At 35.4% G+C, this 21559-nt stretch carries 25 protein-coding genes and 1 pseudogene; 19 read left to right on the plus strand and 7 right to left on the minus strand.

Annotated elements, in window-relative coordinates; all coding sequences use genetic code 11:
* A pseudogene (locus tag QZ138_RS10020) lies at positions 1-364 on the plus strand (DUF1211 domain-containing protein); the annotation flags it as partial.
* Positions 365-384: 20 nt separating this feature from the next.
* Here the strand turns inward: QZ138_RS10020 and QZ138_RS10025 are convergent.
* The gene (locus QZ138_RS10025; protein WP_292888895.1) at positions 385-2571 is read right to left on the minus strand and encodes an ABC transporter permease; all 2187 of its coding nucleotides are present in this window, start codon (positions 2569-2571) and stop codon (positions 385-387) included.
* A gap of 206 nt (positions 2572-2777) precedes the next feature.
* Positions 2778-3482 carry an ABC transporter ATP-binding protein gene (locus QZ138_RS10030; protein ID WP_292888896.1) on the minus strand — a complete coding sequence of 235 codons (705 nt, stop codon included), beginning with the start codon at positions 3480-3482 and terminating at the stop codon, positions 2778-2780.
* A gap of 132 nt (positions 3483-3614) precedes the next feature.
* Between QZ138_RS10030 and hisA the strand changes: the two genes are divergently transcribed.
* Genes hisA through pyrI form a run of 5 tightly spaced genes read left to right on the plus strand, consistent with a single transcriptional unit; the run spans position 3615 to position 6844 of the window.
* Positions 3615-4352, plus strand: a complete 738-nt coding sequence (gene hisA / locus QZ138_RS10035) for a 1-(5-phosphoribosyl)-5-[(5-phosphoribosylamino)methylideneamino]imidazole-4-carboxamide isomerase (protein ID WP_292888897.1) — start codon at positions 3615-3617, stop codon at positions 4350-4352.
* Positions 4353-4356: 4 nt separating this feature from the next.
* On the plus strand, positions 4357-4818 hold the full coding sequence (locus QZ138_RS10040) for an FAD synthase (RefSeq protein ID WP_292888898.1): 462 nt from the start codon (positions 4357-4359) through the stop codon (positions 4816-4818).
* Positions 4819-4830: 12 nt separating this feature from the next.
* Complete coding sequence (gene argC, locus QZ138_RS10045; protein WP_292888899.1) at positions 4831-5853, plus strand: N-acetyl-gamma-glutamyl-phosphate reductase; 1023 nt, start codon at positions 4831-4833, stop codon at positions 5851-5853.
* 23 nt (positions 5854-5876) lie between these two features.
* Positions 5877-6365 (plus strand): flavodoxin, encoded by a 489-nt coding sequence (locus tag QZ138_RS10050; RefSeq protein ID WP_292888900.1) that lies wholly within the window; start codon positions 5877-5879, stop codon positions 6363-6365.
* Between the two features lie 8 nt (positions 6366-6373).
* Positions 6374-6844, plus strand: coding sequence for an aspartate carbamoyltransferase regulatory subunit (pyrI, locus tag QZ138_RS10055; RefSeq protein WP_292604376.1), 471 nt, complete (start codon positions 6374-6376; stop codon positions 6842-6844).
* A 4-nt stretch (positions 6845-6848) separates the two neighbouring features.
* Here pyrI and QZ138_RS10060 read toward each other — a convergent pair whose 3' ends face one another.
* Positions 6849-8054, minus strand: a complete 1206-nt coding sequence (locus tag QZ138_RS10060; protein WP_292888901.1) for a GMC family oxidoreductase N-terminal domain-containing protein — start codon at positions 8052-8054, stop codon at positions 6849-6851.
* Positions 8055-8164: 110 nt separating this feature from the next.
* On the opposite strand from QZ138_RS10060, the gene QZ138_RS10065 reads away from it, so the two are divergent.
* The 11 genes from QZ138_RS10065 to QZ138_RS10115 all read left to right on the plus strand — a co-directional run bounded on the left by QZ138_RS10065 (position 8165) and on the right by QZ138_RS10115 (position 16469).
* A complete protein-coding gene (locus QZ138_RS10065) occupies positions 8165-9535 on the plus strand; it encodes a TldD/PmbA family protein (protein ID WP_292888902.1) in 1371 nt (456 codons plus the stop codon).
* The gene (locus tag QZ138_RS10070) at positions 9536-10093 is read left to right on the plus strand and encodes a TIGR00296 family protein (RefSeq protein WP_292888903.1); all 558 of its coding nucleotides are present in this window, start codon (positions 9536-9538) and stop codon (positions 10091-10093) included.
* Positions 10094-10200: 107 nt separating this feature from the next.
* Positions 10201-11334: a site-specific integrase gene (locus tag QZ138_RS10075; protein WP_292888904.1), complete on the plus strand. Its 1134-nt coding sequence runs from the start codon at positions 10201-10203 to the stop codon at positions 11332-11334.
* A 646-nt stretch (positions 11335-11980) separates the two neighbouring features.
* On the plus strand, positions 11981-12142 hold the full coding sequence (locus QZ138_RS10080; RefSeq protein ID WP_292888905.1) for a hypothetical protein: 162 nt from the start codon (positions 11981-11983) through the stop codon (positions 12140-12142).
* A 150-nt stretch (positions 12143-12292) separates the two neighbouring features.
* Positions 12293-12589: a hypothetical protein gene (locus tag QZ138_RS10085; protein ID WP_292888906.1), complete on the plus strand. Its 297-nt coding sequence runs from the start codon at positions 12293-12295 to the stop codon at positions 12587-12589.
* A complete protein-coding gene (locus QZ138_RS10090) occupies positions 12582-12815 on the plus strand; it encodes a hypothetical protein (RefSeq protein ID WP_292888907.1) in 234 nt (77 codons plus the stop codon). Before QZ138_RS10085 ends, QZ138_RS10090 begins: the two co-directional genes overlap by 8 nt.
* On the plus strand, positions 12808-12942 hold the full coding sequence (locus tag QZ138_RS10095; RefSeq protein ID WP_292888908.1) for a hypothetical protein: 135 nt from the start codon (positions 12808-12810) through the stop codon (positions 12940-12942). The genes QZ138_RS10090 and QZ138_RS10095 overlap by 8 nt, the downstream gene beginning before the upstream one ends.
* A gap of 29 nt (positions 12943-12971) precedes the next feature.
* Positions 12972-13529: a hypothetical protein gene (locus tag QZ138_RS10100; protein WP_292888909.1), complete on the plus strand. Its 558-nt coding sequence runs from the start codon at positions 12972-12974 to the stop codon at positions 13527-13529.
* A 32-nt stretch (positions 13530-13561) separates the two neighbouring features.
* Positions 13562-14056 carry a hypothetical protein gene (locus tag QZ138_RS10105; RefSeq protein WP_292888910.1) on the plus strand — a complete coding sequence of 165 codons (495 nt, stop codon included), beginning with the start codon at positions 13562-13564 and terminating at the stop codon, positions 14054-14056.
* A gap of 15 nt (positions 14057-14071) precedes the next feature.
* Positions 14072-15772, plus strand: a complete 1701-nt coding sequence (locus QZ138_RS10110; protein WP_292888911.1) for a hypothetical protein — start codon at positions 14072-14074, stop codon at positions 15770-15772.
* Positions 15773-16148: 376 nt separating this feature from the next.
* Positions 16149-16469, plus strand: coding sequence for a hypothetical protein (locus tag QZ138_RS10115; RefSeq protein WP_292888912.1), 321 nt, complete (start codon positions 16149-16151; stop codon positions 16467-16469).
* Positions 16470-16544: 75 nt separating this feature from the next.
* Here QZ138_RS10115 and QZ138_RS10120 read toward each other — a convergent pair whose 3' ends face one another.
* Positions 16545-17795, minus strand: coding sequence for a hypothetical protein (locus QZ138_RS10120; protein WP_292888913.1), 1251 nt, complete (start codon positions 17793-17795; stop codon positions 16545-16547).
* A 466-nt stretch (positions 17796-18261) separates the two neighbouring features.
* On the opposite strand from QZ138_RS10120, the gene QZ138_RS10125 reads away from it, so the two are divergent.
* Together QZ138_RS10125 and QZ138_RS11405 are read left to right on the plus strand one after the other, a co-directional pair.
* Entirely contained in the window at positions 18262-18471 is a 210-nt protein-coding gene (locus QZ138_RS10125; protein ID WP_292888914.1) for a hypothetical protein, read from the plus strand.
* Positions 18472-18488: 17 nt separating this feature from the next.
* A complete protein-coding gene (locus QZ138_RS11405; RefSeq protein WP_369334568.1) occupies positions 18489-18695 on the plus strand; it encodes a KTSC domain-containing protein in 207 nt (68 codons plus the stop codon).
* A gap of 138 nt (positions 18696-18833) precedes the next feature.
* Here the strand turns inward: QZ138_RS11405 and QZ138_RS10130 are convergent, their stop codons facing one another.
* From QZ138_RS10130 to QZ138_RS10140, 3 genes are read right to left on the minus strand one after another with little or no spacing between them, the layout of a single operon-like run.
* Positions 18834-20252, minus strand: a complete 1419-nt coding sequence (locus QZ138_RS10130) for a phage terminase large subunit (protein WP_292888915.1) — start codon at positions 20250-20252, stop codon at positions 18834-18836.
* Positions 20236-21045, minus strand: coding sequence for a hypothetical protein (locus QZ138_RS10135; protein WP_292888916.1), 810 nt, complete (start codon positions 21043-21045; stop codon positions 20236-20238). The genes QZ138_RS10130 and QZ138_RS10135 overlap by 17 nt, the downstream gene beginning before the upstream one ends.
* A 13-nt stretch (positions 21046-21058) precedes the next feature.
* Entirely contained in the window at positions 21059-21307 is a 249-nt protein-coding gene (locus tag QZ138_RS10140; RefSeq protein WP_292888917.1) for a hypothetical protein, read from the minus strand.
* Between the last annotated feature and the right edge of the window lie 252 nt (positions 21308-21559).

Here is a 21559-nt window from a genome sequence, read left to right on the forward strand (position 1 = left end):
TGTTGAAAGAATCACCCCAAAAATCATTTGGCAAAACATAATATTGCTGCTGGTTATTTCATTACTTCCTTATTTAACTACATTTGTTGCCAATAATCCTTTTTCTTTGCTTGCTGAAGTATTATACGGATTAGATTTCATTATAGTCAATATCATATTATTTTGGATGGCAAAATCCTTGCTGGAAATTAATCCCGACCAAGAATATCTATCAGAAGCTTTAGCTGTAAAAAATGCATTAGTTGTTCCATTCATACTTTTCATTATCGGTTTGGTAATTGCATTTTTAGGATATCCCCTTGCAATCAGCATCTGCTGTTTGATATCAATCATAAGGTCAATCATTTATTCTATTAAAAACTGATTAATACACCATAATTAACACTACTCAACATCTTTAAGTGCTTCAACCATATTCAAATCGTTTATCTTATCAGAAAACATTAAGTTGACACCGATTGAAATTGTGAATGTTATGACAGCAGACAGCAATATGTTTCCCCATGTCAATGTAGGAACATAATAAATGGAATCTCCGGCAGCATTCATCATCAGGGTCATGAAGTAGAATCCCAAAGGAATGCCTAAAATAAAGCCTAATGCAGTGAAAAATACATTTTGAGTCAGCAATAACTTCCGCAGTGTCTTTGTCTTAAATCCCAAAACCTTCAATGTAGCAATTTCCCTCTCAATTTCAGTGAATGACAATATTTCAAGATTATATAAAACCAGAAACGCCAATGCCACCGCTACAAATGTCACCACAGAAACCATCATCATTACAGCCGAAGTCATTTGGTCCCAACTCTTTTTCATCTTTTCCGTGCTGGTGGTTGATTTTATTGAATCAAAGTTTTCACCAAATTTCTCATCAGTGATGATATTTGTAGGAGTAAAATTCAATCCCTGGTCCTCCAAAGTATCCGGAGACATTATCAGCCCTTGTGAGATTGGCTCTGCATGTACCTGGCCAATTTTTGATGTGACCCAATCATCCTCACCAACAATATGCCATCTGATTTTATCCCCAATTGTCAGATTAAACTTTTCCGCCAGTTTAGTGGAAATGGAAACATCCCCTTCAGCTATATCAATTGAATTTCGATTGCTGTCCGTGTATGATATCAAATCCGTGTTATTTGATACCAAAAGCGATACCGTGTCTTCAACATCATTGGCCTTCATTTCAATTGATTGCTGCATTATAAAGCTGCCGTTTGTTTCATTTAAAATATAATAAAGCTCCATCGGATTGGCCTCTTTTGAAAGCAGTAATTTTGACTCATAATGAGTGATATCATCATATTCCCATGATTTCAACTCATGCATGCTGTCGTTCATTCCAAATGCCGCAATCAGCAGCGCTACACAACCCATCACTCCAATTATTACCATCAATGCCCTAAAGTTGTTTCTACTTGCATCCCTCAAATTCCATCTGAGATTAAAGCTTAACCGGTTCCAGATCCTTGATTTTTCGATATGGGTTTTTGAAGAGGTATTGGGCGCTTTTGGCCGTAACGTATCTGCAGGATTTTCCCTTGAGATTATCCTACATGAAAAATAGGTAACTAACACTGATAATACAACCATCAGCACTGCAATGTAGATGAAACTCATGTCAAAACCCGGATGCCAGCTAGGCATGCTGTAGCTTCTCATCATTGACGGATAAAACATTTGTGGAATTATCATTGGCCCCGTAATCAATCCAATGATTGACCCGGCAAGAACCGGGAAGAAAGCATAAGCAAGATAATGCATAATGATTACACTATCCTTAAATCCTACCGCCTTAAGGATTCCGATTTGAGCACGTTGATGAGTCACGATTCTTGACATTGTGGTTAAAAGAGTTAGAAAAGTGACTAAAATAAATACAATCGGAAAAACATTCCCAATCATCTTATGCTGTGCCATTTCATCAGAGAATTTGGATACACTTAAATGATCCTCTTTTTTAGTGACCGAAAGATAATCAATTGAAGAGATTTTATCCATAAAATCATCATAAGATGAGTCATATTTAACAAGCAGAGTATTGTATTTCAAATCATGAGGGTATGATTTAGCAGACAAGTATGCAAAGCCCATTTCTTTAAAATCAGGAGTTAATGAATTTGGAGACACTTCATAGACATATTCAGGGGAATATCCAAGTCCCTTAATTTCTTTTTTGACTGTTTGATTGTCAAATTCAAAGCTTATCTTATCTCCAACTTTTAAATTACGGGCATCTGCAAAACGAGCATCCAACCAAACACCTGAAGTATCATCGGGGTTAAAGTCTTCACCTTCTGTTGTGTAAAATTTAGAAATCGTTCCCTTTTCTATAAAGTGCAGCGTGACATCCGGTTTGTTTTCAAGCTTTGCCTGTGATTCAACCACTTCCTGCCTGTCCGATTGGGTTGTAAATTCATTGACCTTATCCACTGAGGCATCATCAAAATCAGTGTTGTAAACCCATGCATCAGCCATGTTCGTATCCGTGTAGAACCCATCGGAAGTTTGCACTAATCCATAATACTCGGCATAAATCCCCGTATATGCAAAAATGCCTATAAATGCCATTAGGAATATTGCAATAAATTGCATCTTGTTAATTTTTATATCCCTTAGCATTTTTTTAAATAAAGACATGGTATATACTATGAAAAAAATAAGATTTAAATTTAGTGATGATAGAAAAATTTGAACATTCAAACAATTCCTAAATTTTCAAGTCGAACGAATCGAATATCACAGACATATCATCATTCAGTGCGTACCTAAAAACATCACCATTCCAAATCAGCAACATTCTTAGGATTTTCATTAACAACAATACTTTCTATTTGACCATTTTTAATCCTAATGACCTTATCAGCCGCTTCGGCCAAAATTGCATTGTGAGTTACAATGATAACCGTAGTTCCCTTGTCATTGCTCATATGCTGAAGCAGGTTCAGAATTAGGACACCTGTATTAGAGTCCAATGCACCTGTCGGTTCATCACATAAAAGCATTGTAGGCTGTTTGGCAACTGCCCTTGCAATAGATACCCTTTGCTGTTCCCCACCAGACAATTGTGCTGGAAACTGATTTGCATGGTTTTTGAGTCCAACAGAATCCAGGACTTCCAGTCCATTAATGTCAACATCAACAATGTCCCTCATCAGCTCAACATTTTCAAGAGCAGTTAGGTTTGGAATCAGGTTATAAAACTGAAATATGAATCCTACATTCTCTGCCCGATAACTGGTAAGTTCATCATCATTGAATTCTTCCACATGATGGCCATTGACAATAATCTGGCCTGAAGTAACAGTGTCAAGACCTCCCAAAAGGTTTAAAAGGGTTGATTTGCCTGCTCCTGACGGACCAAGAATTACCACAAATTCCCCTTCATCAATTGTGAAGTTTACATTATCCATAGCCTTTAGAACGTGGTCTCCGGTTTTGTAAATTTTATCAACATTTTTGAATTCAATAATTTTACTCATTACTATTAATTATATTACTAATCTTTAATAAAGTATTCAAATTGAAATGCAAAAAATGAAAAAAAACAATAATTATAAAAGATTTCAAAACTAAAACTTTAATTATAATAAAATATTACAGGAAAAATCCAAATGTCATTTAATGAACATGAAATGTTAATAATGCCTGCGGTGGACATAAAGAATGGAAAATGTGTCCAGCTTGTCCAAGGCGAACCTGGAAGTGAAATGGTTGAAATAGACAATCCTGAACTTGTTGCAAAACATTGGGAAGATTTGGGAGCTAAAAATATCCATGTCATTGATTTGGACGGCACAATAAATGGAGTGGCCAGCTTTGACATTATTAAAAAAATCCTAAAGGAAGTCAGTGTCCCAATACAGCTTGGCGGAGGAATAAGAAGCATAGAATATGCCCGCCAATTGTTAGACCTTGATATTGAAAGGATAATTATCGGAACAATGGGGATTCAACAACCTGAAACAATCACCGAACTGTCAAAGGAATACGGTTCAGACAGAATAATGATATCACTTGACAGCAAAGACAACAGAGTAGTCATTAAGGGATGGCAGGAAAAAATTGACAAAAGCCCAAGTGAAATTTCACAGGAGTTCAAGGAGCACGGTGCCGGAAGCATTCTGTTTACAAACGTTGACGTCGAAGGGCTTTTGGGCGGATTTTACACAGAACCTGTAGAAGAGTTAAAAAAATCTGTAGATTTGCCTATTGTTTATTCCGGAGGAATAACAACAATAGATGACATTAAAAAACTAAATAAAAGCGGTGTGGAAGGAGTTGTAATCGGTTCTGCACTTTATACTGATAAAATTGATTTGACTGAAGCTTTAAAATATCAAAAGAGGTAATTGAATGAAAGTAATGGCGACCGGAACATTTGACATACTCCACCCTGGACACGGAGTTTACCTGGAAGAGTCCAGAAAACTTGGTGGAGAAGATGCTGAACTTTATGTTGTTGTAGCAAGAGATGCAACAGTTGAAAGAAGAAAAAGAGTGCCTATCGTTGGAGAGGACCAACGCCTGGAATTAATTAAAATGTTAAAACCCGTAACTGACGCTTATTTAGGTGATGCAAATGGCGATGTTTTCAAAATCGTAAGGGAAATTGACCCTGACATCATTACCGTTGGAGCTGACCAAAACCACGATGTTGGAAAACTGCAAGAGGCCCTTGACAAAAGGGGATTTAAAGCGAAAGCAGTGCGTATTGAAAAATATCGTGACTGTGAACTTGACAGCAGCTGCAAAATCATTAGAAAAATTGAAAATACTGATTTCGAAGGAAAAATTCTAGATCATTGTGAAGATTAAGGAGATAATAAAATGTTTAAAGTAGCAATAATTGGAGCAAGTGGATATACTGGCGGAGAACTTTTAAGAATGCTTTCAAACCATCCGAAAGTGGAAATTACAGACATCACCTCCAGACAGTACGATGGAACTCCGGTACATAAAATCCACCCCCACGTTAGAGATTCAGGACTTGTATTCAAAAATAAAAGTCCTTCTGAATTAGATGCAGATGTCGTATTTACCGCCACACCTCATGGTGCATCAATGAAAATTGTGCCTGAAATCCTGGAAACCGGTGCAAAAGTAGTTGATTTAAGTGGAGACTACAGATATCGCGACACTGCAGTTTATGAAAAATGGTACGGCATGGAACATACAGACAAGGAAAATAAGGGTGCCTTTGGACTTCCTGAATTGTACAGGGAGGAAATTAAAAAGGCAAATCTTGTTGCAAACCCTGGATGCTTCCCAACCGGTGCAATCCTATCATCCTATCCATTGGTTAAAAATGACCTGGTAGATAGAATCATTATTGATTCAAAAACAGGAGTCAGTGGAGCAGGCGTTAACCCGTCAGCAACTACACACTATCCTAATATCGCAGACAATGTAAATCCATATAAAATTTCTTCACACAGGCATATGTCTGAAATCAAACAGGAACTTCATGGATTCGAAGATGTCAAAGTTTCATTTACACCCCATCTGGTGCCGGTCAACCGTGGAATCCAAACTACAAGCCACAGCTTTTTGACTGATGAGAATTTAGACATCACACCTGATGAAATCAGAAAAATATACGAAAAGGAATATGGCAAAGAATTCTTCATTAAACTCATGGATGAAGGCGAAATTCCTCATCTGAGTTCAGTTCGCGGATCCAACTTTGTCCATATTGGAGGATTTGAAATTGATGATACCGGAAGACTTGTAATGTTATCTGCCATTGATAACCTTGTCAAAGGTGCATCAGGCCAGGCAATACAAAATATGAACATCATCTTGGGAATTGATGAAACTTTAGGCCTAAGACACTTGGGTCTTCATCCTTAAAATCATACAAAGAGGGAAAAAACATGAAAAGAATAATTGTGTATTATTCGAATGGAGGAACAACCGATTTAGTTGCAAAAACACTAGCTAAAAACCTGAATGCAGATTTGGCAAGAATACATGATTTAAAAAATCGTAATGGTCTTAAAAACAGATTATTTGCATCAATCAGCGCATTCCGAGAAACAAAAACAGACATTGTCCCTGCCAAAGTAGATTTGAAAGGCTATGACACAGTATACTTTGGAACCCCTACCTGGAACGGAAATCCCACTCCTGCAATATTAACAATTATTGACAGATGTGACCTTAGAGCAAAAGATGTTATCCTGTTTGCTACAATGGATGCCAACCGTGGCGAATCCAACATCGGCAGACTTGAAGAGAAAGTTACATTACGTGGAGCCAGAGTCATTGAGAGCTTTACAATTGCGACTAAAAACAAAAGTCCCGAAAAATTAGTTAGAGATACTGAAGCAATAATTGAAATGAAAGATTTGAAAATGTATTAGGTGTTACTATGACAAAATCAGAACTAAAAATTAGAGCTATTGAAAATGGTACTGTAATAGACCATATTACTGCCAACAAAGCGTTGCACATCCTAAAGATTTTGAACCTTCCCGATGATGAAACAAGTAATGTAACAGTGGCCATGAATGTATCTTCAGGCGAAATTGAAAGAAAAGACATTGTAAAAATCGAAAACCGGGAACTTGACCACAGCGAGCTTAATCAAATTGCTCTAATTGCTCCAAAAGCTACAATCAATATTATCAGGGATTTCAAACCCATAAAAAAAGATAAAATTGTCCTTCCAAAAAAGATTAGTTCAATAATTAAATGCACAAATCCAAAGTGCATTACAAATTTTGAAAATGAACCGATAACACCTCTCTTCAATGTCGTTAGAGAGTATCCTCCAGTGGTCAGATGCCATTACTGTGAAAAATTAATAAAAACAGAAGATATCGAAAAGCAATTCGAATAATCTTCTATTTATTTTTTAGATAATCCGCCAATCTTTTGGATAATGCAAGTATTGTCAATATTGGAGGTTTTCCAGGAGATATAGGCAATACACTTGCATCACAAACGAATAGATTGGAAATTTCAGTTTCAAGATTGCTGTCAACTATTTCACCAATTTTTGCGGTTCCTCCAGGGTGTGCTCCTCTATAGACTGTTGAACCTATTGTATTCGGGTCGACACCTGCTTTTTCTAAAATAAAACCTGCTGTTGCAACACCTTCAGCCAGATATCTTATGTCCTGAATGGTATTTGTCTTGTAGACCTCACCGTCATCGTCGATATATCCCTTGCACTCATCAGCCGTTTTGACCATGATGCTTAGTATATCCTTATCAGTTACTGAATCATCTGGAATGTTTGCACGGATGAATGATGAAAAATGAGGGGACAGAACGAAATTTTCACCGATAACAAGTCCGGCCATCTGGACTTCAGTGTTAAAGTTTATATCCTTAAGATATCCTCCGACGCTGACAAACGGATCAAAGAATATTTCACGGCCAGCATCGATTCCAGCCCTTCTCAAAATCAGTGCAGAGGATATTGCACCTGCAGAAAGCACCACATAATCACCGAGAAGATTCTCTTCATTATCATTCTTGAGGTATTTGACACCTTTAATGGAATTGTCCTCAATAATCAGCTCAGTTACTTCAGCTTCAGTTATCAGTGTAGCGCCGGCTTCAACTGCATCATCAACGAAATCCTTTCCGGACCATTTGGCATCTGCAGGACAACCAAATGCACATTTTCCACACTGAATGCAATCCTCTTCCCGGATTGCCTTTGGCATTTTGACTGTTTTAAGACCTAGTTCACGACCAGCGTCTAAAAATGCTTGAGTTCCCTTGCCGATATGAGAGTCATCGAGCTCATGAACCCCAACAAGGCCATCAACATATTCATATGCTTCAGTTAAATCCACATCAAAGTCCAAAAGCTCCTCATCAAGTGCCCTTACCATGTTTGACATTGAAACGATTGTTGCACCGCCAATGCATGTGGTAGTCAACAGGTCTACTGAGTCATTGTATTTGTCATAATATTCAAATGCATCCTTTGATTTTATATACGGTCCTTTTTCCAAAATGGTTACAGGCAGGTTATTTTCCGCCAACTCTTTTGCCAGAATTGCTCCTCCCGCACCAGTTCCTACAATGATAAACATTACATCACCAAATTTTTTTAACAATTGTTATATTGTACGTTTTAATTAATAAAGTTTTATTTAATAGTTAATATAAAATTAGTATTGTATAAATCTTTTTGAGTGATAAAATGGAAGAATATATAAATTTATTCGAAAATGTTATTGCAAAAACAAGCCCAAAAGTGGATTACATAGATATCAGATTTGGAATGGGCGACAATACTTCCATATTAATGAAAGATGGAAATGTCGATGAAATTAACACTGGAATGAGCTTAGGAGCAAGAATAAGAGTGTTAAATAATGGAGCATGGGGTTTTGCATATACAACAGACTTATCAAAAATCAATGAAATAACTGAAACCGCTTTAAAATTATCAAATTCACTTAAAGGAGATGTTGAATTAAGTGAAAGCGATATTGTAAAAGATAAAGTGGAAGTGGATGTTAAAATACCGTTTAAAGACATATCAATTGAAGAAAAAAACGACATAATGAAGCAGGCAAATGATGCCGCCACAATTGATAAGGTAAACAGTACAACAGTAAGCTATGGCGACAGCGAAGTCAATGAGCTGTTCATGAACAGCGAAGGCAGTGAAATCCAAATGAAGACATCCAGAGTCAGAATGGCATTGAATGCATCTGCAACCGATGGAGAACTAATCCAATTCGGACATGGAAGTCTTGGAGGAGTCAAGGGATTTGAAGTCATTGCCGACGCCGACATTGAAGAGTTCGGAAGAAAGATTGGTGAAAAGGCAGTCAGATTACTCGATGCAAAACCTGCACCTTCAGGCCAATTTCCAGTAATAGCAGACCCTGAACTGACTGGGGTACTGATTCATGAAGCTTTAGGCCATGCAGTTGAAGGTGATTTGATTTTGCAAAATGATTCCATCCTCAAAGACAAAATCGGAACTCAAATCGCATCAGACATTGTAAATATCTTTGATGATGCAAGTCTCAAGGATGGTTTCGGATATTATCCATATGATGTTGAAGGAGTCAAAACAAAACCAAATCAGCTGGTCAAGGATGGAAAGCTTATTTCCCTTTTGAATTCAAGGTCAACCTCATCAAAACTGGGAATGAAATCTTCTGGAAACGCAAGGTCAATCATTGCAGACCAGCCAATTGTTAGAATGAGCAACACATTCCTACAACCTGGAGACATGGAAGTCAGCGAACTATTTGAAGGTATAGACAATGGAATTTATCTCAAAGGTTCAAGAGGAGGGCAAGTCGATACCGGTAAGGGCATCTTCCAATTTAACGCCGCTGAAGGATATATGATTGAAAACGGCGAAATCACAACACCTCTAAGGGATGTATCACTGTCCGGAAACATTCTGGAAACATTGAAAAACATTGACGCAATCGGCAACGACTTTAAGTTAAGTGTTGGATTTTGTGGAAAAGGCGGTCAAACAGCCCCGGTAGGTGATGGCGGACCACATACAAGAATTTTGAATGCACTTGTTGGAGGAATGGGATAAATGATAACAGAGAGAGCAGGAGACTATTTGGTAGATATCGCAATGGCATCAGTCAAATACTTCCTGGACACCGGAAAAACATTGGTTAAACCTGACGATTATCCAATTGAATTGGATGAGCCGTTAGGAGTATTCGTAACAATTAACAAAAATAATAATTTAAGAGGATGCATCGGATATGCAGAACCCGTCAAACCTGCAATTGATGCAACAATAGAGGTTGCAATAGCTGCAGCATTTAACGACCCAAGATTCAATCAGATTAGTGAAAAAGAATTTGAAGAGCTGGAATTTGAAGTGACAGTTTTGACAAAGCCTGAAATGATTGTTGTGGCACATCCAGACCAGTACTTTGATGAAATTGAAATCGGCCGTGACGGATTAATAATACAGAAAGGATATGCAAGAGGATTGCTGCTCCCACAGGTTGCAGTTGAAAATGCATTTACAAAAGAAGACTTCTTAGACCACACATGCATGAAAGCCGGAATCAGCGCAGACAGCTGGATGGATGAAAGCTGTGACGTGTACAAATTCCAAGGACAAATTTTTAAATAAGTGATAATATGATGGTACCATAGGAAATATCAGTAACTTATTAAAAAATTACTTCTCAAATGCTCTCTCTTAACATTTTTTATAACTAAGTTATAGAAGTGTTAAGTATGATGAACAACGAGTTGCTGGAAAATATATTTATTACAAACAACTACGCAAAAGAGACCCGGAAAGTCAACCGGTCTGTAATGCGAAAGTATTGTAATTACTATGGTATGACTCTCCAGGAATTGCTGGATGAGGCAGAAGAAGACGAAGCGAACAACGTAAAATGGAAACACCGCCGTGTCAAACATAAACTGTTGAAATACAGGCAGTATCTGCTGGACGAGTATTCCCTAAACACTCTCAGAATACACATGTCTGCAATTACAAAATTCTACAGATTCTATGACATTGAAATCATTCCGCTTCCAAGGCTGAACATGAAATCTGTAAGAAAACCAACACCTATTTACTACAAGGATCTGCCTGACAAGGAAATCATAAGGCAGGCCATAGCTATTGCACCTCCCGTTATGAAAGCAATAATTCTGTTTTCATGTTCAAGCGGATGTGCAAGAGCCGAGACATTAAGCCTGACAATTCAGGACTATATGGATGCACTGTCAGATTATCTTCCAAACAAGAGAATGGATATCTTTCAGATAATCGATTATCTAAACGACGACGATAATATTGTGCCTACCTTTAATCTCAGGAGAATTAAAACCAATAAGTATTACACTACCTATTGCAGTCCTGAAGCAGTAAAGGCTATCAATGCATATCTTTTAACAAGGACAGACACATTAACTCCTGAAAGCAAACTATTCAAAATGTATGAATCCTACTTCATCGGGTACTTTCAAAGAATCAATGATGAACTGGGTCTTGGAAGAATAGGTCATTACAGTCGATTCAGAAGCCATATGCTTCGTAAGTTTCATGCATCCGATCTGTACAATGACGGCATGAGTCTGGATGATGTGAATGATTTGCAGGGAAAGGCAAAAAACAAAACCGACCAGGCTTACTTCATGACCAATCCTGAAGATTTGAAATTTGAGTATATCAAGCATCTGCATGCCATTACAATCAATGTAGATGTTGAAAAGCTGTCAATCAAATCTCCGGAGTATATGCAGCTTGAAAAGGAAAATGAAGATTATAAAAAACAGATAGAAGATCTTAACAGCAAGGTCGACTGGATTTTCGAGCGCATGCCTGACGAAGGGAACAATATTGTTAACTCAAAGTGAAATTTATACATTTCACTATTCTTTACTTTTTTTGTTAAACAACAATTGTAAAAACATCGGTGTTTTATTTTTATGGATATACAAATCAATATAAAATTAAACTATTTTTTAAACAATATTCACAAAAATACAAAACAAAATGTTTATATATTCATTTTTACAGAAGTATAATTGCCATTATGTGATGGGAACAATTCTACTAAGTGAAAGCAATATTTCACTCCAGTACAACTTCCCCCATAATGCGCAGACAATCAGTATATGGAGGTAAAATATCAAGAAAAGCAAGAAAAAAAATCATGATAAAAAGGATTATAAAAAAATAATTTTATTTGAACAACGAGTTATAAATATTATTTTTTGATATAATCCTAAGGGGTCAGTGCGAGAAAAATAAAAATGATTAGCAAGTCGACAAACATGTTAAAAATTAATACTTTTCAAAACTTAACCCAATATCTAGTTTATTTTAAGGAATATATAAAGCAAAACTTATTTTATTCTAAATATTCGGAAAAGAATGGAAAGTTGATTTTACTCCAATACTATTTTTGTTTTTCAAGCATTTCTGGCTCCTGTGAATTTTAGACTGTTGAATATGCATACCCCAGTAATACAATGATGGGAAATCAGGAGATGTATAAAAATGTGTGATATAATAAAACCCCAGATGGGCGAAGTAATCATTACAAATAACTTCCAGGCACTTGAAGAGGCTATTGATGAGATAACCGAAACAGAAAACATAAGAAATGAAAGGGAATTTTTTGAAATGTACAGAATCAAGATACTCAAACTGAATCAATAGCTTGGAGCGTTGAAATGAATTCAGAAATATTAAAGGAGACTAATATGTTAGAACAGGACGTAAACGGAGTGCCTCATGTTTTAGTCCCGAAAGACTTATGGGACGACATATGGGCAGTATTAATTTATATCAAAAAGTCAGGTGAATAAAATGAACAGCTATTCACCATTCAAAAGACAGGTGGCTGAGATAGCCCCTCACAATCAGTTCGATGACAACTACCATGGCATCCTCACCCACAAGGGCGAGATTAAGGTTGCCAAAGGTGATATGGAACAGGAAATCCTCTACATTGACGATGATGGTATTGTGCTTGTGGATGGCATGATACATTCAAAGCTGTTGGGCTTGATTCATTATGCTGCTGCAGGTGACATTGGCCTAATCAAATTCATAAGGGGAGAAGCTTTCATTGTTGGATTTAGGAAAACCAAAGGAGATGACTGATATGCAGGAGACAATTCTTGAAATGCAAAGAAACCTTGATGATAAACATTTCATCGCTTTCATATCTGCAAATGAAAATCCTCAATCTGTAGCATTGAAATCAGATGAACTGAAATTCCCTGACAATAAAACAGTAGTGATCCGTAAAAAAGGCGGAAGAACTAAAATAATTAACTTGAATTTAATTATTGAAATCTGCATCAGGAGACTTGGTCAATATGCCTAAACCAGCAAGATTATACCCGAAACCGGAACCGATGAAGATTAATCCAAAATTGGTTTTTATTGGAAGCATTGCATTTGCTATAATAATCGGATGGATTGGAATTGCAACAAGTACCGGAGGAGTCTAAACTCCTCCAATAATATTTAAGGTGATAATATGGTAAAAGCTGAACTTATAGAAAATCCTCAGGAAAATGAGGTAATGAAAGTTGTTGATAATGTTCCAGATGTCGATACAGCTATTGAACAGTGGGACGCATATCAAAAACTCTGTAAAGGACTGTTGAACGAAACAGACTATCAGGAAATCATAGTCAAAGAGAAAGATGAAAACGGTAACTATGTCAGCGTGAAAAGACACTTCAAAAAGAAATCAGCATGGCAGAAGCTATCCCGTGCATTTAACGTGGATACTGAAATAATTGACCGTGACCTTGAAAGAACAAAAATGGGAAGGGTACGTGAAGCCTACTACTGCGTTCGTGCCACTCTTCCAAATGGCAGAAGTGTCGAATCAGATGCACTATGCTCCAGAAGTGAAAAAGGAAAAGACAAAGTTTCCGATCACACAATCATGTCCACTGCAAAAACCCGTGCAACCAACAGGGCAATTGCAGAACTGATAGGAGCTGGAGAAGTCAGTGCTGAAGAAATGACAGCTGAAAAAATGGTTACACAAAACCAGTCAAAATTTTTAAAAGAGGATGATTCCTAAATCCTCTTTAATATTATTTAGGAGATGTTAAAATGAGTAATGATAGACAAAGTATATTTACAAGCACACAATTGGATTATGAAGAAATTGTAGAAATCCCTGAAGGATATGAAAAAGCAGAACTTAAAGACTTTGAAGATGGAACCCTAATCACCGGAAGACCACAAATGTCTTCAGTTACATCATACACTTTCGACTATGACGGTGAAGAAAAAACCGTTAACAGATTCAAACTCTTTATCTTCAAAGATGACGAACAGCTATACGTTGAAATAAACGTTAACCTCAAAAATGATGGAGACCTTCACAAAAACATCCGCAAAGGAAGCGTACTCTTTGACTTCTTGACTTCCATCCTCGAACTTGAAAATGCAGGTTCAGTCGGCAAATCCAATGTTGTCAGAAATGTTGACCTTGCCGAATACCGTGAATTTGTTAACAGATTATCTGAAATGACAATCCAAGTCAAAGAGAAATCCGGAACCTACGTATACTACAGTTTCATAGTACGTGATGTCCAGGTCTAGACGGAGCAAATAACAATGAGTAATGTAGCTGAATTACCCACAAAAGATACAATAACCCTCATTATCAATCCTAAAAATCCTGATAAGGTTACATATGTATTTAAAAACAAGTTTGGTAATAAGATTGGAGAGTATCTAAACAAATCTCCAGCTACATTATCTTCTCAAAGTAATGTCGCAAAGCACTACAAAGAGATTATGGATCCGAAAGGCAAAGCAGAGCCAAAGATAATCAACCGTCAGTTTTCAGAAGTCAAACAACTATTGCAGCTCAACTATGAAAATGAACTTTCAGTCATTGAACAGGAAATAGCTGACAAACTTCAAGCCGAGCAGGAAAGAGATGCTACCAAATTAAAGGAAGCTATCACTAAACTGCAATCATTAAAGTGTCCTTTGGTTTATATCGGCAGCGTAATTGAATGGCTTACTGCAGGTGAAAGGAACAATATATTGTATGCATTCACAGTATATGCCGGACAGGTTGTTTTGGGAAATCCTGTATCTGTAATATGTCTGGGTGAGGCCAGCAGCGGAAAGTCCCACATTCAGGAAACTGCATTAAGATTGATTCCGAAAAGGTTCATCGTTAATGAAAAGAAAATCACTGAAGCAGCCCTGTTCAACCGTGCAAAAACAGACCGGTATTTCTATGACGGCAAGATTGTCAACTACGGTGATATGGGTGGAAATAATGACCATGAGTTCATGGAAGAATCCAAAAACCTCATGAAAGAACTTCAGTCAGACGGTTTTCTAAACAAACCGTTAAGCATACCCGACGGTGAAGGAGGATGGGAAGTAAAGGATTTGAAACTTGAAGGAAGGCCTTGTTTAACTTACACTACAGTGCCTAATCATAATTTCGATGAGCAGGAAATGAGCAGAAGCATATTCATTACTCCAAGAATGGACAATAAGGATATCTTCAATCGCAGAAACACTGCACTGGAATTCAAGCACGGCAAAAGCTACAAGATTCTAAAGAAATATGAAAATGAGGCTAAACTGGTACCATACATGCTATTGCATCTGAAGGAAGTCTTTGAAGACATTGTAATCATAAATCCATATGTTTACTTTGTCATCAACTTCCTGAAGAACTCCGCTTTCTATAAAAGGGATTTTGACAAGTTCAACGGTATACTGAAAACCATAACTGCCCTGAATTACTATAACCATGAAATCCATGAGATTGACGGTAAGAAAGTAATTCTGACTAATATTGCTGATGTTCAGCAGTTCATGAGTCTGCTCAAGCCATACAAGGAAAGCATATCTGCAAACCTGGCTCCAAAAGCGGTTGAGGTTTTAAATGACATCAGAAACAATATCGATGACTGGAGAATCAATAAGGACAGGGAAGTATTGGACATGGGAATTACAACCAATGAATACTTCTCGCTTCAGAATCTTGAATTGAGTAAGGCATCAGTCAGGAAATACATGTATGAATTGGCAGACCATGGATTTCTTCAGATAACTACCCAATCCGGAAGATCCAATGTATATGACTTGGCAAAAAGTGAAGTTGCATCCATCAACTATGATTTAAAACACATGGACGATTCAATATATGAAATCATCAGCTATGAGATTGGCGAATGGGTTTTAGACATTATGAAAGAAGATAAATTTATTGAGGGGTTAAGTATAATGAACTTTGACAGCACGATTAAAAAACCGCCATGGATGGGAAAACCAAAAAAACCATGAAAACTCAAAAAACCTAAAAAACCTGAAAGTGGAAAAACCATGAAAACTCATAAAAACTTTTCAAAAAGTTTTTTCACGAAAATTGTTTAAAAGTGTTTTTAGGCAAATTCAAGAATTATTCATTGAGTTGGATGGTGATTTTTACAATCGAAAAATTAAAAAAACCATGATTTTCAGGAATGGACGGGAGGAAACTTTCAAAAAGTTCTCCCGCATACCTCCTGAAAAAATAGTTTTTATAAAAATATGTATAATGAAAAAGCCATAAGAACTGTCCTTTTTATCGTTTGAGAACTGCGAGTAGTTTTTTAAAAAAACTTTTCAAAAAGTTCTCAATAGTTTTTATGGTTTTTATAAAATTATTGAAGTGATGTAAATGAAATCTATAAGACAGCAGATAATCGAAGCCAAGAAGGAAAAGACTCAAAGAGAGGAAGAAATATGGTTTGTTGACTACTGCAACAACTGCAAGACAGGACTGGCTTCAGAATGTGATATCCCTTGCCATCATCCATGGTATTGTTGGCATGAAGGCGAATCAGCTATTGTTCAAGCTGAGATTGTTAGAATAGATGAATTCAGAAGACTGTATGGATACGTTACTTCACAGATGTATTATGACTATAAAGATTTGAGAAAAAGGCAACGCCAGTTGATATGGAAAGGCAGAAAGAACTTACTGAGAAATCAAAAATAATTATTATGTGGAATACAATTTATCCATATTCTCATCGTGAGTGCTTCTTTAAATAAACTAATCAAAAATACTGCATTAAATTTTTAAATTTAATTTTTCAGCTAATTTATTTGCTTCTTCAATATATTCTTCTTCAGATTCAGCATTCGCCATAATTGAAAATAAATCTAAAACATTTCCATTTAATCCCGTTCCTTCAAATAATTTTAAAATAAAATCTGGGTCTATATTAGAATCTTCTTTAACATTAAAAGCTATTTCTGCAAGTTTATCATTAATAGTCCTATAAACTTCTTCAGTTGGAACAGGTTCTTCTGAATTATTTACTTCTGTTAAATATTCATTAACAGAATCTATCATATCAAAAATAGGATTATCAGGGTTTTCTTCTAATATCTTATTAAATTTTTCTAAAGTTTTTGAATCTCTACTAGTTAAATTAGAATCATAATTTCTTAATCCATTAACAATATTAAGTTTATTTTCAATGATTCTATTTTCATATTTTTCAACATCTTCTAAAGTGAAATTATCTCTTCCTTTCTCATCAATATCTTTATTAAAATCTTCTGAAATATTTTCTATTTCAGTTGAAGCATCGGCCAACACATCAAATATATTATTAGCTATCGAACTAACTAAACTAATTGTGTTATTAATATTTTGATTGTAATGTAACATTCTAGTAAAGGAAGGATCATCATATTTTTTAAATACTTCAAAAGGTGTCAAACCTGAATCTAAATCTTCAGTTACATCATTTTCAAGTTGTTTAAATTCAATTAATAATTCTTCAGCGATTTCTTCCGGATATTGATTTAAAAATATTTCAACTTCTTCAGGTGATAAAATACTAACTTCTAAAGAAGTTTTTTTAATCCCTTCATGAGGATAATCGATTTTAAAAACATGATATAATATTTTAATAGTTTCGTTTCCGTCTTCCTGCGGAAATAAAGCAAATATTGGCTTAATTCCTTCATGGTGATTAGGGTTTTCTGAACAGAAAGTTTCGTATTTGCTACTCCATGAATCTAAATTATTAGGAACTTTAAATATTATCATTTGGTTTTTTAAATCTGAAGCAGGTTTCTCTGTTGTAGCATTAACCATTCTTTTTTTGATTAATTCAGAAGTATTGACATAATATGGAGTTTCAAGTTCTAAAAATCCTTTTTCTAATAATTTATTATTAAAAAATTCTTCTAATAACTCATCAAAAAATTTAGTTTTACTTATCTTTGATATTTTCATATACTTATGAACTTTATCCATAGCAGAGGGTTTAAATCTAACAGTATATCCCTTAGTTTTTTCATTGGTCATTTTAAGAACCCCACTTTATTTGAATAACATATTTTAAAAGAGTTTCGACCATATTACGTTCTTCCATAATAGTTATTCTTATGGCAACTTTTTGTTAATATATGCTTCATTATTATCTTATATCAATCATCATTCTTATATTTTTTAACATAGCGAAATTAATTTGTATACTTTAATTTGAATTTAAGCATACATATTTTTAGATTTAAGTATATATATTTTTCAATTTATGTATACATATTTTTTATTTTTTCTCAAATTATGTATACAGTATTTTAAATAACTGTATACAGTTATTTTTTAAAATAAATAAATATACGTTCTTTTTTTAAGCAATACATTTATATATGATTAGAAATAACATTATAAACATTCAATAGTAAAGAAATAACAATATAATCCATTTACAACACTTTATTATTGAAAGATTATTTAACAATAAAATTAAAATAAGGATGTGATATCCATGAAATTAGATAAAAGTTTAGTAACAAAAATATCCGAATCCGGAAATGAAATTGGAACAGCCGAAATATTAGATCATGTGATTGCAATACAACTTGATAAAATTGAACATCATTATACCAACAGTAGAACAAAAATTACTGAATCAAGTGAAAAAGCAATAGAAAATATGATTAAACTATTAGAAATGAGATATAAAAGAAGAGGATGATTCAAATGGAAAGAAATATGAAACCCGTAAATTCAAGCAACTTAAGGTCTGTAGGATATAATCCTATGAGTGAAACATTAACAATTCAGTTCCATGATGGACGCATCTACGAATATTACCATGTTCCACAACATGTATATAACAGTTTAATGCTCGCTCCATCGAAAGGAAAATATCATCACAGATATATTAAAAATTCATACCCCTACAAGAGAATACGATAAAATTAAAATAGAAATTAAAAAGTATTCCATTTGCGAATACTCTTATTTTTATATTTTTTCATAATCATAAAAATCTAATTGGAACTTTTATTAAAATTAGAAGCACCATATTAGATACAAACCTAAACAACAGGTTAATCATGTGGAATACCATTTATCAACATCAACTCTTTGTGGCTGTTTCTCATTAGCTATTTTTTCATATCCTCCAGTAAATGCCACTACACAGTCATCGTGAATGGCTTCATTTGGATATGCTGTAATTTTTTCCAGAAATTCCATAGCCCATTTTTTCGTGAACCCTGTTCTATCCTTTCCAACCAGGAAAATTCCATTCTGTTGAATGTCTGCCGATACCCGTCTTGCCCTGTCGACTTTGTTTTCGCGTGAGTTTCCGGTACCGGTTGTGAATCCTCTTCTGTTTAATTCATCGATGATTAACAGGCCGAAGTTCTTACCTGTGGAACCGTCCAGTTCTATATACTGTACATCTGACTTGTCACGTGCTGCAGTATTGATAATCTCATTGATTAAGTTTCTTGATTCCAATTGAAACTCATATGAATCCAGAATGTAGATATTGCCGTTTAAATCTTTAGCTAAGAGTACTCCTGCAGTGTAGTCTGGATCACTTTTTTTGATTGCATCATCATTTAGTACCTCAGTTGCTGCAAGATCCCAGTACCTTATGATGCGAATGATGGGAATTTTCAAAAAGTCGCTATGAGAAATCAAGTGGAAATCTGACTCATCAAATAGCTGACCTTTAACACTAGCATACCAATTTCCGTTCATTAACTGCTCTCTTGTTACCCTATCCAAGCCCATAAGGTATTCTTCATAGTCGTTTCTGTCCAGATAGATATTATCTAGATAGCTTGAGCTGATGAATCTTATCTGTGACTTGTCCTGAATATCCTCATCAATCTTTTCTATGAATCTTTCACGAACCCATTTGTTTCCTCTTTTACCAGGATTGCTTGAGCACATCAGCTGTGTTGGAAGCTTGTTGTCTTTAGTTTTCCTTACCCTAGAGCGCATGTAGATGTATTTGAATCTTTCAAGCTGTGTCAGCTCATCAATGCCTATGAACTGGTATTCAGAACCTTGATAAGTATCCAAATCGTTAATGTTACGTAAATATCCGAATGTTAATGAGTTGCCGTTTGGAAATGTCCATGAATGTTCAGTACCATCCCACTTCGGTCTGATAGCTGAATTGTTTTGAATCTCTTTTCTGTTAAGCCATTGACTAGCTTTATGGATTAACGCTCCTTTTCTTTTTAAATCTGATAATGTTCTTCTCAAGATTAACGCATGATATTCGTTGGCATCATCCTGAACATAGAATAAAGCCCTCATAAGTAAACTGGTTGATTTACTTCCTCCCGCTGCACCTCCTATCAACACTTCCTTTTCTGTTGCAAGTATCATCTCCGCCTGTTTTGGAAAAGGATTGAAAGGGATATACGGGTTTTCATATACACATTTCTGAAGAATAGCTTTATCCTTTCCGTCAAGATAGAATCTGCCGTTTTCATCATACATTATTATCATCAATCTGCTTTGCAAGGATTTCTATTTCATTCATGATGTCCCTTTGAGACATTTCAATTTTCTTGTCTTCTAGCTCAAGTACTCTGTTTTGGAATAGTCTATCCATTTCATCTTTGAACAGTTTGTTTTTAGCGTCAAATGCTTTAACGGATAATTCCAGATATCTTATTTTCAGTTCTGCCAAATCTAATAAGTATCTTGCAAGGCTCTTTTCTCCTGCATGATATCTTACTTCCTGATCCAGTTTGGCAAAGTCAATTTCAATACCAACGGCATTCTTGGTAATCTTGTCAAGGTTTTCAAGTCCAGTTTTAATATCTGTAACCTGTTGCTGGAGAATATTGTCAATAGCCATGTCAATATTGTCCTCGTAAACATCATTGTCTGTTATTTGTCTTTGAGCAATAGCTCTGTTTGTCAACGCATCTTTATCTCTTGCTCTTGAGTCTTTGTCTTTATCTGTTAGATGATATTTCTTTTTGAATCTTGAAAATGATGCTCTACTTACTTCAAATTCATGTTCTTCAGCAAGCCATCTTCTGACACTTTCATCTGTTGCTCCGGATGTTTTCATAGCTATTATTTCATCCAGTATTGTTTCCATGAAATCATTTTTGGTTAGGTTTAAGGTTGCCTTGAATTTCCTGTAGGTAATGTCTGCAACATCTCGATCATATTTTGTTTTTAGTAGTTCTCTGACTTCGTTGTTGCTCATTCCTTTTCTGCAGCAGTTTATTATTTCCTGTTCGTGTTGTTCTAGAAAATATATGATGTCTGAATTTCCTTGACCCATGGTGATGGCTCTCCTATAAATCTTTTAATTCTCTTTCAAGTTCTTCTTTTCTTGCTTCGATTAAACTGTATTCGGTTTGTCTGATGATTCTTTCAAAATCAGGATTGGTGTTTATCTCTGCTTGAGTGTCCTGTGCGTTTCCCATAGCTATCAGTTTTGCTCCAAGTTCGTATGCGTCTTTATGTGTGAAGGTTGAATCTTCGACAATCTTTTTGAGAGTGATGTCCACTCTTGCACTGATGTTTGTCTTTTCTAATAACATAATACATATATTTATTATGTTTTATATATAAAATTTTATTATGTAAAAAATATAAAAGTAATAATAAATTTTATTATTACCTTTTACAATCAAAAATAGTTTTTTTAGAGCCATATACGGGAGACAAGTTTTGAAGTCTTATTCATCGCCCATTTCTTCAAGTTCTTTTTGAAGGTCTGCAATCTGCATTTCTTTATAGAATCTTTCGAACCTTCCGGTTTCAATGAGAAAAGCTGAAACTTCAAGAGCATC

Source organism: Methanobrevibacter sp. UBA212 (genome assembly GCF_905233225.1).
Classification (GTDB): Archaea; Methanobacteriota; Methanobacteria; order Methanobacteriales; family Methanobacteriaceae; genus Methanocatella.